The sequence below is a fragment of the Sporomusa sp. KB1 genome, from assembly GCF_007830295.1.
Lineage (GTDB): Bacteria > Bacillota > Negativicutes > Sporomusales > Sporomusaceae > Sporomusa.
Map to the genome: position 1 here is coordinate 2,857,569 of NZ_VLKC01000002.1, position 16,207 is coordinate 2,873,775.

Annotated in this window: 20 protein-coding genes and 2 tRNA genes; 19 read left to right on the forward strand and 3 right to left on the reverse strand. The window is 42.5% G+C overall.

Annotated features, from left to right (window positions below):
• Positions 1–258 precede the first annotated feature (258 nt).
• Complete coding sequence (locus tag SALPA_RS16890) at positions 259–723, reverse strand: redoxin domain-containing protein (protein WP_145096540.1); 465 nt, start codon at positions 721–723, stop codon at positions 259–261.
• A gap of 206 nt (positions 724–929) precedes the next feature.
• On the opposite strand from SALPA_RS16890, the gene SALPA_RS16895 reads away from it, so the two are divergent.
• The 10 genes from SALPA_RS16895 to SALPA_RS16940 all read left to right on the forward strand — a co-directional run bounded on the left by SALPA_RS16895 (position 930) and on the right by SALPA_RS16940 (position 5,950).
• Positions 930–1,005, forward strand: a tRNA-Gln gene (locus tag SALPA_RS16895).
• A gap of 100 nt (positions 1,006–1,105) precedes the next feature.
• Positions 1,106–1,181: transfer RNA gene (locus SALPA_RS16900), tRNA-Lys, on the forward strand.
• Positions 1,182–2,284: 1,103 nt separating this feature from the next.
• The gene (locus SALPA_RS16910; protein WP_145096546.1) at positions 2,285–2,437 is read left to right on the forward strand and encodes an ASCH domain-containing protein; all 153 of its coding nucleotides are present in this window, start codon (positions 2,285–2,287) and stop codon (positions 2,435–2,437) included.
• 209 nt (positions 2,438–2,646) lie between these two features.
• Positions 2,647–3,006, forward strand: a complete 360-nt coding sequence (locus SALPA_RS16915; protein ID WP_145096549.1) for a hypothetical protein — start codon at positions 2,647–2,649, stop codon at positions 3,004–3,006.
• A gap of 204 nt (positions 3,007–3,210) precedes the next feature.
• Positions 3,211–3,417, forward strand: coding sequence for a molybdopterin-binding protein (locus tag SALPA_RS16920; protein ID WP_145096551.1), 207 nt, complete (start codon positions 3,211–3,213; stop codon positions 3,415–3,417).
• 631 nt (positions 3,418–4,048) lie between these two features.
• On the forward strand, positions 4,049–4,291 hold the full coding sequence (locus tag SALPA_RS29100) for a hypothetical protein (RefSeq protein ID WP_186451102.1): 243 nt from the start codon (positions 4,049–4,051) through the stop codon (positions 4,289–4,291).
• A 261-nt stretch (positions 4,292–4,552) separates the two neighbouring features.
• Complete coding sequence (locus SALPA_RS16930; RefSeq protein ID WP_186451103.1) at positions 4,553–5,080, forward strand: C39 family peptidase; 528 nt, start codon at positions 4,553–4,555, stop codon at positions 5,078–5,080.
• On the forward strand, positions 5,067–5,261 hold the full coding sequence (locus SALPA_RS16935) for a hypothetical protein (RefSeq protein ID WP_145096557.1): 195 nt from the start codon (positions 5,067–5,069) through the stop codon (positions 5,259–5,261). Before SALPA_RS16930 ends, SALPA_RS16935 begins: the two co-directional genes overlap by 14 nt.
• Positions 5,262–5,463: 202 nt before the next feature.
• On the forward strand, positions 5,464–5,610 hold the full coding sequence (locus tag SALPA_RS29105; RefSeq protein WP_186451104.1) for a hypothetical protein: 147 nt from the start codon (positions 5,464–5,466) through the stop codon (positions 5,608–5,610).
• A complete protein-coding gene (locus SALPA_RS16940; protein WP_094603545.1) occupies positions 5,603–5,950 on the forward strand; it encodes a hypothetical protein in 348 nt (115 codons plus the stop codon). The genes SALPA_RS29105 and SALPA_RS16940 overlap by 8 nt, the downstream gene beginning before the upstream one ends.
• Positions 5,951–5,989: 39 nt before the next feature.
• On the opposite strand, the gene SALPA_RS31565 is transcribed toward SALPA_RS16940, so the two are convergent.
• On the reverse strand, positions 5,990–6,121 hold the full coding sequence (locus tag SALPA_RS31565) for a hypothetical protein (RefSeq protein ID WP_255451243.1): 132 nt from the start codon (positions 6,119–6,121) through the stop codon (positions 5,990–5,992).
• 135 nt (positions 6,122–6,256) lie between these two features.
• Between SALPA_RS31565 and SALPA_RS16945 the strand changes: the two genes are divergently transcribed.
• Together SALPA_RS16945 and SALPA_RS16950 are read left to right on the forward strand one after the other, a co-directional pair.
• Positions 6,257–6,505, forward strand: coding sequence for a hypothetical protein (locus SALPA_RS16945; RefSeq protein WP_145096559.1), 249 nt, complete (start codon positions 6,257–6,259; stop codon positions 6,503–6,505).
• 136 nt (positions 6,506–6,641) lie between these two features.
• On the forward strand, positions 6,642–7,466 hold the full coding sequence (locus SALPA_RS16950) for a DUF2935 domain-containing protein (RefSeq protein WP_145096562.1): 825 nt from the start codon (positions 6,642–6,644) through the stop codon (positions 7,464–7,466).
• Between the two features lie 68 nt (positions 7,467–7,534).
• Here SALPA_RS16950 and SALPA_RS16955 read toward each other — a convergent pair whose 3' ends face one another.
• The gene (locus SALPA_RS16955) at positions 7,535–8,605 is read right to left on the reverse strand and encodes a uroporphyrinogen decarboxylase family protein (protein ID WP_145096564.1); all 1,071 of its coding nucleotides are present in this window, start codon (positions 8,603–8,605) and stop codon (positions 7,535–7,537) included.
• A 768-nt stretch (positions 8,606–9,373) separates the two neighbouring features.
• Here SALPA_RS16955 and SALPA_RS16960 point away from each other — a divergent pair.
• The 7 genes from SALPA_RS16960 (at position 9,374) to cysD (ending at position 16,176) form a co-directional block, all read left to right on the forward strand.
• Positions 9,374–10,456, forward strand: coding sequence for a sulfate ABC transporter substrate-binding protein (locus tag SALPA_RS16960; protein WP_145096566.1), 1,083 nt, complete (start codon positions 9,374–9,376; stop codon positions 10,454–10,456).
• 17 nt (positions 10,457–10,473) lie between these two features.
• Positions 10,474–11,313 carry a sulfate ABC transporter permease subunit CysT gene (gene cysT / locus SALPA_RS16965; protein WP_145096569.1) on the forward strand — a complete coding sequence of 280 codons (840 nt, stop codon included), beginning with the start codon at positions 10,474–10,476 and terminating at the stop codon, positions 11,311–11,313.
• Entirely contained in the window at positions 11,286–12,215 is a 930-nt protein-coding gene (cysW, locus tag SALPA_RS16970; protein WP_255451244.1) for a sulfate ABC transporter permease subunit CysW, read from the forward strand. The genes cysT and cysW overlap by 28 nt, the downstream gene beginning before the upstream one ends.
• Before the next feature lie 17 nt (positions 12,216–12,232).
• Positions 12,233–13,306 (forward strand): sulfate/molybdate ABC transporter ATP-binding protein, encoded by a 1,074-nt coding sequence (locus tag SALPA_RS16975; RefSeq protein ID WP_145096575.1) that lies wholly within the window; start codon positions 12,233–12,235, stop codon positions 13,304–13,306.
• Between the two features lie 71 nt (positions 13,307–13,377).
• On the forward strand, positions 13,378–15,063 hold the full coding sequence (locus SALPA_RS16980; RefSeq protein WP_145096577.1) for an adenylyl-sulfate reductase subunit alpha: 1,686 nt from the start codon (positions 13,378–13,380) through the stop codon (positions 15,061–15,063).
• Complete coding sequence (locus SALPA_RS16985; RefSeq protein WP_145096580.1) at positions 15,047–15,361, forward strand: ferredoxin family protein; 315 nt, start codon at positions 15,047–15,049, stop codon at positions 15,359–15,361. The genes SALPA_RS16980 and SALPA_RS16985 overlap by 17 nt, the downstream gene beginning before the upstream one ends.
• Positions 15,362–15,375: 14 nt before the next feature.
• The gene (cysD, locus tag SALPA_RS16990; RefSeq protein ID WP_145096583.1) at positions 15,376–16,176 is read left to right on the forward strand and encodes a sulfate adenylyltransferase subunit CysD; all 801 of its coding nucleotides are present in this window, start codon (positions 15,376–15,378) and stop codon (positions 16,174–16,176) included.
• The last annotated feature ends 31 nt before the right edge of the window (positions 16,177–16,207 follow it).

A 16,207-nucleotide genomic window follows, 5' to 3' on the forward strand; every position in this document is an offset into this window, starting at 1 on the left:
TTTAAACTTTTTGACTTTTTATTTTGGCTCTCAAAGAGGGATTTTATCTTAGTCGATAAGTTAGGACTCTCGCTCTTATAGGGGACATTACTTCCGGTGGGGTAGAGCCTACAACTGAAGAGTTGATTTTCAGCTTTGCTGAACGAGTATATTTTACAGGCCAAAGAAAACGCAGCTTTCAGGCAAATTTTTGCCTGAAAGCTGCGTTTTCTTTGCACCCCGGAGTATTGTGGGCAGTTATAGTTATGTCTGAGTTAACTATTTAATAGCTTTGATTTGATTAAACACTTCCGTTATATCGGGTAGTTCGGGAATTGGATAAACTTTAACCCAAAGTACTTTGCCGGCTTCATCAATAAGAACATTTGCCCGCTCTGAGAAACCTTCCTCTTCACGGAAAAGGCCATAGCTAAGAGCAATATCACCATGCGGCCAAAAGTCAGCCAACAGTTTTACCCGGGCAATGCCTAATTCCTTCGCCCAGGCATTTTTGCAGGGATAAGAATCAATGCTAAGGCCAAGAGGAACAACGTTATACTTATCAAACTCATCCAAATTAGCTTCCAATGATTTCATTTGCTCGGCACAAATCCGTGTCCATGCAAGGGGATGCCAGGATAGTAGAACCTTTTTTCCTTTGTAATCTGATAAACGAATTTCATTTCCACGATTGTCTTTCAAAATAAAATCAGGCGCATACTCTCCAACCGTAATTTGATTCATAGCGATCGCCTCCGTTTATATAGCAAATCATGAACTATGTATATAAGGTTATAAATTATCATCAAAAATCCTTCTTTTATAGAAAAATATCTTAATTATTTTTAAACTTTTTACTGTAAATTTGCAATTACTAAGAATATATATTTGACAAAATGCCGATCACTATATATAATACTTATTGTGCGTTAAACATTAATCTATAACGTTGGGGCGTCGCCAAGCTGGTAAGGCACGGGACTCTGACTCCCGCATTCCTAGGTTCGAGTCCTAGCGCCCCAGCCATAAGCAAAGAGCCAAGTTTTTGTCGCGATAACAACGCGGAAACTTTGCGAATTGTGTAGTTCCAAGCGATAGCGCGGAACATCTAATTTACTATTTATATGACTCACTAGCTCAACTGGCAGAGCAACTGACTCTTAATCAGTAGGTTCACGGTTCGATTCCGTGGTGGGTCACCACTCGAAAACTCAGGTGTATCAAGGCTTTAAGGCCTTTTGGTACACCTTTTAATTTTGCCGTTACAGCAAAACAGTTGCCAAAACCATTGCCACGAATGGGTATAAAAAAATATATAGCAATAATCTGTAATAATCATTTTTTAAACTTTGAGGAACGGCCAGAACAACAACAAATGTTAATTCAGTCTGAAATCAAGGATTTTCTTAATGAAATGACCTTTGAAAATGGGATGCACTAGTCAATAAAAAGTAGTTATTATTTTTGTTTCTCATATCTCTCAAGAATCTTGCAGCATATTTCAGTAGAGATATCAATTATTGCTTTTTTTACTGAGTTTGCAGTTTCATCGCTAAAGATATTTGCTTTCTCTTTATTAAGGTAAACATCTTGGAAGGGTATCAGATTTTTCTCTATTGCCATGGTTGGAGGAGTTGTGAAGGAGGAGAAAGTTTATGAGTAATGGTGTAGAAATGGTTGCTGCTTAACGGCAGCGACAGATAGAACAAGAAGGCTGGTCGCAGGATAAAAAAATAAGCCCAATCAGGGCTTATGAGATACAGCGATTAGTTTCTTTCGGGAACCGCGAATTTAATTAAAATCTACGAAACCGTCGCCGGAACGGGAAGAATGGGAAAAACGGGAAGAACGGGAAGAACCCGAACCCGAATCCGAATCTGGGTCTACGGAATCCACCGAACCCGCCGAATCTGCCAAAACCAATAGGATCACCGGGCGGATCACCGGGCGGATCATCGAACGATGCTCCACACATAGGACATCCACTATGCTGGGTTGAATCGAATTCGTGTCCGCAGCAAGGACAGACTTCGGACATATCATAGCAACAGGTTTCATAAATTCGGAAGCGTCTAGTTAAGGTTCCGACGCACCTTCTATGGCATGGTCTGCAGTCAGGTTCTGGCATACACTCATCATCACGCATACACTCATCATTACGCATACATTCATCATTACGCATACGATATTTCATTATCATACCTCCACAATATTTTTCTAAGGGTCTCTATTATATTTTATGCGTAATATTAACTACATGTTACGTCAATTAGTGTCTAATCGGTAATTTAAAAGGAGGACAACCATGAAGGCCATAACTATCCTGCAACCGTGGGCAAGCTTACTAGCCTGCGGCGCAAAGCAGATAGAGACACGGAGCTGGCCGGCTAAGTACCGGGGGCCGATTGCGATTCATACGGGGAAGACCTGGACAATGTTTACAAGAGAACTTACTTAAATTACATTACCGGTAGGCGCGGTAATAGTTGTAGCTGAGTGGGAGGGAACAGCATGAGCGACTTACTTAAAAAGATTGAAGATAAAGAGTTAAGTAGTATTGTATTTATGGCAGGATTTTGGAATCTAATGGAAAAAAGATTATAATTTAATTATCAATTTAAGGATAATCTTCGATAATATAAATATAAGTAAATTGGAGGTAATGTAATGTCGACGATTAGTGGTATAGCGAGTGCTTTATCCGGTATATTAACAAAAATTGCTGATTCAACCAACAGCGATTCTAGTACTCAACAAACATCTTCTTCGAGTGATATAAGTTCAACAGCGTCTACTCATAAGAAAGCACTTCTTGATTATTTTGAGAGTTCTTCAAACTCTGCTGGAACTAAGACACTTGCAGATTATTTGGATGCTTCTTCTGATGATTCCTCAAATATTTATAGTGTGCTTGCATATAGCTGTCAAGGAAAAGTACAGTCTATTTTAAATCAAATTGAGTCGAAAGAAAATACAGATAATACATCTGGCAGTACAAGTGATGCCAGTACAAAAACTAAGGTATAATATTCATAGTTAAATCACGCCGCCAAATGCAGCCTTCTTCTGCGTCGTAACGAATTTTGGCGATTTGATCACTTTGAAGCAACGTTAGCCTATCTCTCAGTCAGTGGCAGGGGATGGGCTTTTTTATTTTGCAAGAAATAGCTTTTAACATAAACATCAGTAGCTACATAAGATATAATAAATTTCAGTGAAAGAGGTATCGATATGAAAATTAGTGGAAGAAACCAAATCCCCGGAATCGTGCGTGATATAGAGTTTGGCGATGTTGTATCTAGTGTCACAATCGAATATGAGTGCGGGACTATAACATCAATAATAACAACGGCTTCTGCAAGGGAATTGAGATTGCGGCCAGGAGTATGTGTATCTGCTTTAATCAAATCGACTGACGTAATGATTATACGCGAGTAAAAGCAACCAAAATACTAAGTTGCTTGATAGGCGCCTGCCGGGTTCGTCCTGGTGGGCGTTTTTTTATAATTGCATTAGTCTATAACATTTGCTAATATTTCCATAAAAGAAAAGGTATTTGTTACCTAGGCGACCTATCTCAGTTATCTCAAATTCAGGAATAAGCGTTTGGCCTGTCACTCTTATTTTCCACGATTTTCAAATAGAATTCCAAAGAATGGAGTGTATACTGATATTGCCTAAGAAAATTGACAATGGGGGAAATGCAATGAAAAAAATAATACTCCTAATGATTGATTATTAAGGTGGTTGGTATTAAAATACAAGCTACCTGAACGCGAAAGCCCCTATCACGGCTAGTTACCGGAGTAGGCAATGTCCATAAGCAGTAACGCTCTCTATTGGAAATAAATTCCCCTGCTGCATAAAAGTACTTAGTGACGGGTATGGTGCAGGGGACTTTTATAGTGTGGAGTTCCTGAATGATAGTTAGTCCCATGGTTCGACCCAGCGGGACTTAATGATTTTTAGGGAGCTGAAGGCGTAATAGTATAAGTAAGCGCATAAAATGATATGGATGCTGAACTATATTTGAGGATTCAATCATGACTGAAAAAGGGAGGTTAGCGGAATGAAAAAAGTAGTCGTTTTAGTAATGGCTGTATTTGTTATGAGCTTTTTTTCAATAGCGAGTGCTCATGACAATTATCCAAATGAAAATTATCAAATGCTTTATCGTGGTGATCCGCCACCGGAAGGCCCACCACCACAGGACCCACCACCTAGACACCGGGATAAACATAGGCATCACCACCCAGCACCGCCACCACCACATGAGCCGCCACCACCGCATGAGCCACCACCAAGATGGTAAATAAAAAACCGTAAAGTAGATACTAAGATCCCCGTTTTGGTTTTGTCCGAAACGGGGATCTTGCATATCCTGCAAGCTACTGATGCGGAGTGGGAACTGATTTTTAACTATGCCGATAAGGTAAGAAGGCCAAAATATTTTACAAAGATTGCTATCGCTAACTCCTCTTTGTGTTACAATTTATGTATAAAAAAGTTCATATAGTTAAGGAGGTTTTGCATGTTTATCAAACTGGTGTACATTAATCGTTGGAGGACTGCCTTGTTCTGCTTCATTTTCTTTGCCTGCTTTACCACGGTAAGCCTCGCAGGGGAAGAACTTATCCTACCACCACCAAACTCAACTGGCGCAGCTAACTATTATGAAATGAATCCCAACCCGTACTACATATCTCTTGGGGTCAAAGGCTATCAACAGACGACTGATTATACATGTGGCCCAGCTGCTGTTATGTCACTTTTGCGCTGGTACAATGTTCTAAGTGATCAATCAATGAACCATGATACCGAAATGCTGATCGCCAAAGGGATGGGTACTGGCGATATTAACTCTAAACATCCTGGCACTACCCCAGAGCAGATGAAAAACTGGTTAAGGAAGAATGGTTTTGAGGTAATGATCGGTTATAACGGAACATTGGAAATGCTCCGGGAAAACTTAAAGAAAGGAATCCCTACCCTTGTTGAATGGATTGACTGGGGAGGCCACTGGGTGGTCGTTACTGGTTACCATGCAGCCTACGAATCACCTGAGAAAGGAGTTGACACTATCTTCTTTGCCGATAGTTGACACTATCTTCTTTGCCGATCCTGCTGTTCACTGGACCACTGTCAATAACCCGGACGGAATATCTTCCTTTAACGCCTGGCGGTTCCGAGACATGTGGTTTGATGCTCAGTATATTAACCCCGGACATTTAGTGAAGAACATATATATTGTTGCTGTCCCCAAGAAGGATAGTCCTAAATAAGAACAATTTTCTTAGAGAAGCCCTCGGCGTGTGCCGGGGGCCTTATTAACCTGAAAAAAATTAAGAGGAGCTAGTGGTGAGTATGATTGATGATATTGAGTTCGGTAATACTAAATGTTATGAGATTGAAGGCCGACAATAGCTGAAAGAGAGGTTGCTATGGATGTGCGATATTGATAGGCTATTTATGCGTATAGGAGATATGGATAGAACAGAACTGGCAAAAGCTTACTTAATGGTATTGCAAGAGAATGCCGATCTTAGTCGCCAACTTAAAAAATCAATGGAAAGAAGCCAACAGACTGCTGTTGAACCGGAGCCAGATACAAGGGGTGACTGGAATGGCTAAAACCGTGGTTCTAGATTTTGATGGTGTAATTCATAGCTATACAAGCGGCTGGAAAGGGATAGATAGTATTCCTGACCCTCCGGTCGATGGGATTAAGGAAGCAATAGGCAATATACGGAAACATTATAAAGTTGTCGTTGTCTCGACACGGTGCTTCCAGGAAGGTGGTTTGGAAGCGGTCAAGGCATGGCTGGATAAACATGACATCTCTGTTGATGAGGTGCTCGCACATAAGCCGCCAGCGATAGTGTATGTGGATGATAGGGCCGTAACTTTTGACGGTGACGCTAAAGGATTGCTGCATAAAATAAAAACTTTCAGGACCTGGCAGAATAAGTAGGTTGATATACCTGATGTGAATAGTAAAAAAACTTAGCTATTATGTAGTGGTGGCGATGAGTATGCTTTTCAGGCAATTGTTGAGTCGTAGAACTTCGCCAGAGTGTAACAGCTTATAGATAAGCGCTACAATCTTTCTCGCCACAGCAATAATAGCTTTCTTTTTGCCCAATTTACCCTGCCGGGACAAAACCACAATGCAAACGAACTATTATGACTGTTCCTAGACTTATCTAACGCTTTACCCATACATAAACTCAAACAATATGATATAATTAACATAAATAAGCGGAAGGAGGACTGTTCTATGAGAAGGGCGACATTTATACGTATCTTAACTGCCATAAAGCTGATTTCAAATAATGTAAGTATTGTAGAAAACTTTAATAATAAGGCACTGGTAACTGTTCGAGTTCCTGAAATAACCGGGGATTCCCCTAAACAGTTTCGCTCCTTACGAAAAGTACTTTCTTATTGCTCATATTTTAGTATAAGAGCGGAAGCTGGTGAACTAGTTGTTACTTTGGAATTTAATTGGGATCAAAGGAATAATTAGTTATTCTGGCGGTTTTTTATTTGTAAGCAGTAGTTGCCATTTACCAAAGCTGTATAAATAGACGCAGTCAGGCAAGCGTTCCACATAATCTTTTATTTGCATATTATGTAATAAAGTGCGATAAGGAGGATATAATGTGGATATATTTTGCCGAGAAGTAAAACCATATGAGTGTCTGAATATGAGGCGGGTTCAGTTCTGGCTTAGAATAATGAAAGAACATTCTTTATTCATGAAGCTAGGCTTTGCCTGCTCGGATACTGAGCTTATTTGTCAGGCAGAAGAATTTTACAATGTTTTTGCAGATCTTGAAAAACATTCATGTAATATCAAGTGTGATGAAGAGTTTATGGCATTTGTTAGCAGGATTATGGTTGCCGTTAAAAATATCTTTGCCTTTAAACGGCATGTTTTGCATTTACTCATTGAATGTCAAATTGGGGGCTATAATTATCCTTTATTGATAGACCATATTTCCCGTGAAGCCATGTATTTTTTGAAGCTTCTCCAAAAAATTCAGGACGGTGATATGAAATATCCTGTTGATTCTATAGTCAGTGACAATGTCTTCTGGCTCAGGCATATGGCAGACCATGCCAGATTTATTGTAGGTTTGCTTGATCCTTCGGAGCGAGGTTTTGTCGAAAAGGCTAATGCATTTGCAGTTCAGTTTGAGCAATTACAACTTCAAGCTCGTGATTTAGATAGTATGCTGTGGCATTATTGTCCCAATAATGATCTTATTCGGTTTGAAAAAGATGTAACCCAAGCAACGATGCAAATCCGGGACTTTAAAGAGGCTGCGAGAGATTTAATCTCAGCTTGCAAAGTAATATCTTTGATACCACCGTTATTAGCAGACCATGTGCTTCGGGAAGCGGAATATTTCTTGGAAGTCCTTGAGCAAATAAAACATGATATTCCAATGATGGATGGGGAAATAGTTACATGTGATTATTAGTTCGTGCTATAAAGTAAAATGAGGCTGTAGAAAACGTAATTTGCATTTTCTACAGCCTCATTTTACTTTTATGCTAGTTGTTCCGGCGTGATTGGCCATTTGCCATATTTCCGGGCAGCGTCCATCATGGCCAGAACATTCGCTGTCGGAGTGCCCAGCGATAGTCCGCAGCCACTTGATAACATAAATCCCTTTGGATTAGTATAAGCTTTTTGCAAACATTCCTTAACTTCATTCGTAACTTCTTGGGGGGTTCCCCGCCATAAGGTGTATGGTTTGACATTTCCGGCCAGACAGATCTTGTGACCCACCTTATCTTTGGCTTCAGTTAAGTCAATTTGATTATCTAAACTTAGTACAGTAGCGCCAACGTTAACCATGTCATCCAAAATATTCATAGTGTCGCCACAAATGTGGAGAAAAGGACCACTCCCGCAGCGTTGCGAGATTCGATCCGCGCATTGACGCAGGTAGGGTTGAGCAAACTCACGGAAATGCTTGGCGCTGATTAAGGTGCCGGAGGCTGTAGGTTCAGCGAGACTTGGTTTAATACCCATATCGCAGAGTGTGTCAATGAAGAGCAGGATATTGTCAGTAGCGTATTGCAGTAAACGGTGTACCTGCGCTGGCTGCCGGCATATTTCTTTGAGAAACTTATCGGTTCCGCGGATAGCTGCAGCCGTAGTAAATGGGCCGCCAACCGAGCAGCCTGTTGCTACGCGATCCTTAACCGTTTCCTGAATAATCTTGAGTGCTTCCAGGATGATGGGCAATCTGCCAGAATGGTGAGGGTCAATCAATCCCATTTTCTCAAGGTCTTGATAACCTGAAATCGCCGGTGCGGAAACATAGGGAACGCTGTTATCAGGAAAGGTTAATGTACTGCCGATGGCTTCAGCGATGCCGAATAGTCCCGGACCGGCGCCAACCGAATCGGTTTCGTAAGTTTCAAAAGCGTAGATTTGTGCCTCGGCCATTAAGGTGGCGGAATGATAATACTTTGCCATTGAGCCGCCGGCCAGGTTAAAAGCCTGGTCTGTAACCAAAGGCAGACAAGGTATCCGGTCTAGCGGCTTACCGGTGGCAAATGCCTTAAATCTTTCGTTTGGTGTCATTTCATCTTTCCAGGTGGTTTTCATGACTATCCCCCCGCTTCTCTATCTCAGCAGGTAATTGCTTAAATAAAGAAATATTATATATGTATAATAGTAATTATGGATATATAAAGTAAAATCCTCCTTAAATACGGCGGGGTTTTACTAAAATTAATAGAAAGAAGAAGTACAAGGGAGCAATCATGCCGCAATTTTAAGCTTTTTTGATACAGGAAAATTTTCATAGAATTATTAGACTGGTTACTGCTTGACGGATTCCTGAATAAGTGATACACTATAATTAATATTCATACAAGTTAACAGCTGATCAGAGAACTGAAGGCTAAGTTTACTCCTAATGGGGGATCAAACTTGGCTTTTTTTGTTATCCAGAGGGAAAGGATAACTTTCCCTGGATTGAACAACTAAGTATATCTATGGCTTCGGCTTGCTTATAGCTAGGTAACATGGGTGGGAGGTTAAGCGGTGAATAAGGTATGGAACTTTGTTTTGCGGGAAATCAAGCTGTTGGTGACAAGTTTCATCGAATACGCTAAGAAGGTTGAGCTATAAGTGAGAAAGAGAGTTGTATTCACAAAACTGGGAAAAGGTCCTTGACTATACAGGATAAACCATTTACAATAAGAGCATGTCAAAACAGACAATCTAATAATAAAAGCTAACCAGAAAACTGGAGGCTAACTACAAAAATGTAGTTAGCCATTTTTATTTTCTAAAAAACAGTTGAGCAGGGTTTAATGCCTGCGTGACACCAGGCTAAACTAAAAGGATTCAAAAAGGGAGGAAATTGACATGATTTCGTTGCTATCCAAACAAAAGTCAAAGTCTGTAAAATTCTATCTGCTTGTTATTGCACTGTCGCTGGCAGTTACCAGCCTTGCTGGTTGCGGCAAACAGGAGGCTGCTGCTGATAAAGCAGGCACACAAGCTGCTGAATCAGTTAAATTACTGAATGTCTCTTATGACCCGACCCGTGAACTATATAAAGAATTTAATGAATCATTTGCTAACTATTGGAAAAGCAAAACCGGACAGACCGTTAGTATTCAACAGTCTCATGGTGGTTCTGGGGCGCAGGCACGTACAGTACGTGAAGGTATTGAGGCCGATGTTGTAACCTTAGCTTTAGCGCAGGATATTGATGAATTGCAAAGGGCCGGACTTATTGCAACCGATTGGGAAAAGCGCCTGGCGCAGAATTCTACCCCCTATACCTCTACCATAGTCTTCCTGGTGCGTAAAGGTAACCCCAAAAACATTAAAGACTGGGATGATTTAATCAGACCTGATGTATCAGTCATTACTCCCAACCCAAAAACTTCGGGAGGTGCCCGGTGGAATCACCTGGCAGCCTGGGGCTACGCTTTGAGAAAGAATAATAATGATGAAAACCTAGCCAAAGATTTTATGGCTAAGCTATATCAAAATGTGCCAGTACTTGATACCGGGGCCAGGGGAGCAACAACCACTTTTGTTGAACGTGGTATTGGTGATGTATTGCTTGCCTGGGAAAACGAAGCGTTATTGGCAGAGAAGGAATTAGGTAAAGACAAATTTGAAATTGTGGCGCCATCAGTAAGTATTCTTGCAGAACCCCCGGTTACCGTAGTTGATAAAGTAGTTGACAAAAGAGGTACGCGTCAAGTGGCGGAAGCCTATTTGCAGTATCTATATACTGATCAAGGTCAGGAAATTGCTGCCAAAAACTATTATCGGCCTCGTGCTGAAGCCGTTGCGGCCAAATATGCTGCTCAGTTTCCCAAACTTAACTTATTTACAATAACTGAATTAGGTGGCTGGGCCGATGCCCATAACAAACACTTCATCGATGGCGGCCTTTTTGATCAAATCTATACACCGAAAGCCAAACAGTAACGAAGTGGGGAATAATCATGAATCTTAAATCCCTGATAATAACTAAACATAGCATATTGCCTGGTTTTGGTCTAACGGTGGGTTTTACTATGCTGTATCTGGGGCTTTTAGTGTTGATTCCGTTATCGACCATTATGGTTAAGACTGTCGGAATGGGCTGGCCACATTTTTGGGAAGTCATTACAGCACCGAGGCTGGTTGCTTCCTATAAGCTAAGCTTTGGAGCCTCATTTATCGCGGCAGCCATTAATGCCGTATTTGGTTTACTTGTAGCTTGGGTTCTTGTACGCTATTCATTTCCAGGAAAGCGGATTATTGATGGACTTGTTGATTTGCCATTTGCCCTTCCGACTGCTGTTGCCGGTATTACGCTAACAACACTGTTTGTTCCAAATGGCTGGATTGGCAAATATTTGGCCTTACTGGGTATCAAGGGAGCCTATTCGCCACTGGGAGTAGTTATTGCGCTTACCTTTATTGGGTTACCCTTTGTAGTGCGAATGGTGCAACCTGTTCTGCAAACGCTGGACAAAGAAGTGGAAGAAGCGGCGGCCAGCCTGGGGGCTGGCCGTTTGCAAACTTTTATTAAGGTTATTTTTCCGGAAATACTCCCCGCTCTTTTAACCGGGTTTGCTCTAGCCTTTGCCCGAGCCTTGGGGGAATATGGTTCAGTTGTATTTATTTCCGGTAATATGCCCATGCATACCGAAATTACGCCGCTGCTAATAATGACAAAGCTTGAACAGTATGATTATACCGGCGCAAGCGCCATTGCAGGCGTCATGCTGATTGTTTCATTTATGCTGTTATTTTTTATTAATATATTACAATGGTGGCAAAGCAAACGGCATGGCTGAATAGAGAAGGAGACGATAATATGGCTGGCAATATAGCACTACAACAAGAGACAGCCACTATACGGCGAGCTTCCGATACAATAACAGAATCGCCGTTAGTACGCTGGATACTCATCACAATGGCCCTTACTTTTCTTGGATTGATGTTGATTATTCCAGTTATTGCTGTGTTTTCTAAGGCACTTGAACAAGGCTTGGAGCTTTATTATAAAGCAATAACAAATCCAGATGCTTTGGCTGCTATTCAGCTTACTTTACTGACGGTGCTTGTTGCTGTGCCGCTGAATACACTGTTTGGGTTAGCGGCAGCATGGGCAATAGCCAAATTTGAATTCAAGGGAAGAAATGTTCTGATTACCTTGATTGATTTGCCGTTTGCCGTCTCACCGGTTATAGCAGGCCTGATTTTTGTATTTTTGTTTGGAAAACCAGGTGTATTCGGTCCTTGGCTATTCGCCCATGATATCAAAATCATTTTTGCTGTGCCAGGCATTGTTATGGCCACCGTTTTTGTTACTTTTCCTTTTATTGCCCGCGAACTTATCCCACTCATGCAGGCGCAGGGGACCGCTGAAGAAGAAGCGGCGCTGACACTCGGCGCAAGCGGCTGGAAAACTTTTTGGCTTGTTACACTACCCAACATCAAATGGGGTTTGATTTACGGCATAATTCTTACCAGTGCCAGGGCGGTCGGTGAATTCGGCGCGGTATCGGTCGTGTCAGGCCATATTCGTGGTCTTACTAACACCATGCCCTTGCATGTTGAGATTTTGTATAACGAATATCAATTTGTAGCAGCCTTTGCCGTGGCCTCGCTGATGACGCTGATGGCCATAGTAACCTTGGTTGTAAAAAATATTGCGGAGTGGAAAGTACAGCAGCAAGCCGAAAATCTAGGGTAGTGGAAAGGGGTTAAGTAATGAGTATCGAGATCGTAAATATAAATAAACAATTTGGTTCATTTACCGCTTTACAGGATGTTAACCTGACAATCCCAACAGGAGAACTTGTGGCATTACTTGGGCCGTCAGGTTCAGGCAAGACGACACTGCTGCGAATTATTGCCGGTTTAGAAGTAGCTGATCATGGTTCCATTCTCTTTCATGGTGAAGATACGGCTAACCGAGAGGTCCAGCAGCGGCAAGTCGGGTTCGTATTCCAGCATTATGCCTTATTTCGTCATATGACTGTTTTTGAGAATGTTGCTTTTGGTCTAAACGTTCGTCCCCGCAGCCTGCGGCCTTCAAAAAGCGAGATTAAGGAAAAGGTACAAAAGCTGTTGAGTCTGGTAAAACTTGAGGGAATGTCAGGACGTTATCCAACCCAGTTGTCCGGTGGTCAGCGGCAGCGGGTCGCATTAGCCAGAGCGCTTGCTGTTGAACCGCAGGTACTATTGCTGGATGAACCATTTGGCGCTCTGGATGCCAAAGTGCGTAAAGAGTTACGGCGTTGGCTGAGACAATTGCATGACGAATTGCAAATTACGAGTGTGTTTGTTACTCATGACCAGGAAGAGGCTTTGGATGTAGCTGACCGTATCGTAATCCTCAACAATGGCCGCATTGAACAACTGGGGACACCGGAGGAAGTGTATGATCATCCCAGCAATCCGTTTGTATATGACTTTTTGGGAAATGTTAATCTATTTCGCGGCCGTCTTCATAAAGGCCGGATCAGCATTGGCTCCATTGAATTGGCGGCACCGGAATATGTCCATACAGTGGATACGCAGGCAGTAAGTTTTGTGCGTCCCTACGACATTGAGGTAGAGCGGGAAGCAAAGGGAACAGAATTTATTCCGGCGCGTATTCTGTATATCCGGGCAGTTGGGCCAATTGTCCATCTTGAATTGAAAAGAGAAGATACCGGCGAAATGGTGGAGGTTGAGTTGGGTAAAGAGCGATTCCGGGAGCTTGCTCTAAAGGCTGGTGAGCTGGTATTTGTGAAACCTAAGGACCTAAAAATATTCATTCCCGAAGATTATGTTATCTAAATACCAAGGAGTCGCTTAGTAATAAAAGCCTTCAGATGTTGAATTGGCAAGAGAAAGTAGTGTGAAGTAGCTTGAGTTTAGAAGAAAAGCATCTAGAAACAGATATTTTGATTATTGGCGGTGGGACGGCGGGTTGTTTTGCCGCAATAACCATTGCTGAGAATTCTAAGGCCAGCGTTATTATTGCGGAAAAAGCCAATATTAAACGCAGCGGCTGTCTGGCTGCCGGTGTAAATGCTCTTAATGCGTATATTGTCAAAGGCCAAACGCCGGAAACCTACCTCGAATATGTAAAACGGGACGCTGCCGGTGTGCTTAGAGAGGATCTTGTTTATACTACGGCCCAGCGGCTAAATCAGGTTACCCGAAAAATGGAAATGCTTGGCCTGGTAATCCAAAAAGATGAACATGGCGAATATGTCTCCAGAGGAACCAGAAACATAAAAATCAATGGGGAAAATATCAAGCCGATTCTGGCTGATGCTGTGATGAACAGCCCTGGTATTACGGTTATAAACCGGATTAACATTATAGATTATATAGTAAAAGACGGAAAAATAGCAGGCGCTTATGGTTTTTCTGTTGACTCCAGTGTAGTTTATATTATTTCAGCAAAAGCCGTGATTTGCGCAACCGGGGGAGCAGCCGGGCTTTACCGGCCCAATAACCCTGGTTTTTCCCGGCATAAAATGTGGTACAGTCCCTTTAATACCGGAGCAGGCTACGCTATGGGAATCAGAGCAGGCGCAGAAATGACTACCTTTGAAATGCGATTTATTGCCTTACGGTGCAAAGATACCATCGCTCCTACCGGTACAATTGCCCAGGGAGTCGGTGCGCCGCAAATAAATAGTCAGGGCGAGGAATATGAACAGCAGTATGGGAGTATGAGCACAGCAAACCGTCTGTATTCAACTGTTATGGAAAACAAAGAGGGTAGAGGTCCCTGTTTCTTAAAAACAACAGCCATTACTGCCAGGCAAGAAGACGAATTGTATAAGGCGTATCTGAATATGGCTCCGGCGCAGACACTGCGTTGGTTGGAACGGAAAGGCCCTGCTGTGGAAAATGTAGAGATAGAGGGTACTGAGCCTTATATTGTGGGCGGGCACACGGCCAGCGGTTACTGGGTAGACACCAAACGGGCGACAACTCTTGCCGGGCTTTATGCTGCTGGTGATGTGGCCGGCGGCAGCCCGCAAAAATATGTAACAGGCTGTTTTGCGGAAGGAGAAATTGCCGCTTTTTCCGCCTTGGAATATATCCGGGATAAAAATAATCTCTGGCCTGAACCAGATGAGATCTACAGCATAATCGGTAGCCTGGAACAAATGCTGCGGCCGGAACCGGCCTTTTATGCTACCGAAGATATCGAAGATGCCATGCAAAAAATTATGGATGACTACGCTGGCGGTATTTCTTCCGGTTATGCTTTTAACTACCAAAAGCTGCAGATAGCTAAAGCGCGGATTGAAGAGCTGCTGGGAATGAGCAAACAAATAAGGGCAGGGAATATGTATCAACTGCTGCAAGCCTACGAGGTTATTGACAGACTGTATGTTTGTAAAGTTCTCATCCGCCATCTGGAAGCAAGACAGGAGACACGCTGGCACTCATTTCAGGAAAATACGGATTATCCGGCAAGGAAAGATACCGACTGGTTAAAATACGTCAATTCCAGACTGATAAACGGTGAAGTAGAGATCGTGTTCCGAGATTTAGTAAAGAAGGATGAAAGCTATGAGCATCAGGATTGATCACCAAAAGTGTACCGGGTGCGGCAAATGCCGTGAGGTGTGCCCGGGTAATCTCTTACAGGCAGCAGACTCCGGCCAAACGGAGATTACAAATCCCAAAGACTGTTGGGGCTGCACCTCCTGTTTGAAGGAATGTAAATGCAAAGCAATTCAGTATTATCTTGGTGCTGATATGGGCGGTCGGGGTAGTTTGCTGTGTATCCGGCAGGAAGGAAATGTGCTGCACTGGGTAGTTGTCCTGCCTGATGGCCAAGAGAAAATTATAACTGTAGATAAGAACCAAGCCAATGCATATTAGGAGGCGTTTATACGATGGATCATTTGGACCGCTTGGAAGCGCAGAGTATCTTTATCTTGAGAGAAGCCTATAAAAAGTTCGGCAAGCTCGGTATGTTGTGGTCAATTGGTAAAGACTCAACCGTACTATTATGGTTGGCCAAAAAAGCATTTTTCGGGCATTGCCCGTTTCCGTTTATTCATGTTGATACAACCTATAAAATTCCAGAAATGATTGCATTTCGGGACAGAGTAGCCAGGGAATACAATCTGGATCTTATTGTGCATACCAATGAAGCGGCATTGCAGGAGGGAATGGGGCCGGAAAAGGGGCGGCTCACTTGCTGCAAGGCGTTAAAAACCGACGGTTTGCAGCAAGTTGTCACCAAGTATGAATTCGAAGGGCTTATATTAGGGATACGGCGGGATGAAGAAGGCTCACGCTCCAAAGAACGGGTTTTTAGTGAAAGAAATAAAGACTCGGAGTGGGATTATACCAATCAGCCTCCCGAACTTTGGAATCAATTTAAGACTGATTTTCCCAAAGGTAATCACATTCGGGTACATCCAATTTTACATTGGAATGAGATTGATATCTGGTCTTATATTGGCAGGGAAAAAATTCCCCTGGTTGACCTCTACTTTGCTAAAAACGGTAAAAGATACCGCAGCCTGGGTTGTGCACCATGCACAGGGCAAATTGATTCCAATGCGACAACAATAGAGGAAATCATTGAAGAACTAAAAAATACCAAGCAAGGCGAACGGGCCGGACGGGCGCAAGATCAGGAAGATTCGTATGCCATGCAAAAGCTGCGCAAAGACGGATACATGTAATACCTGAATACATTGGGAACGGGGAGGCCAT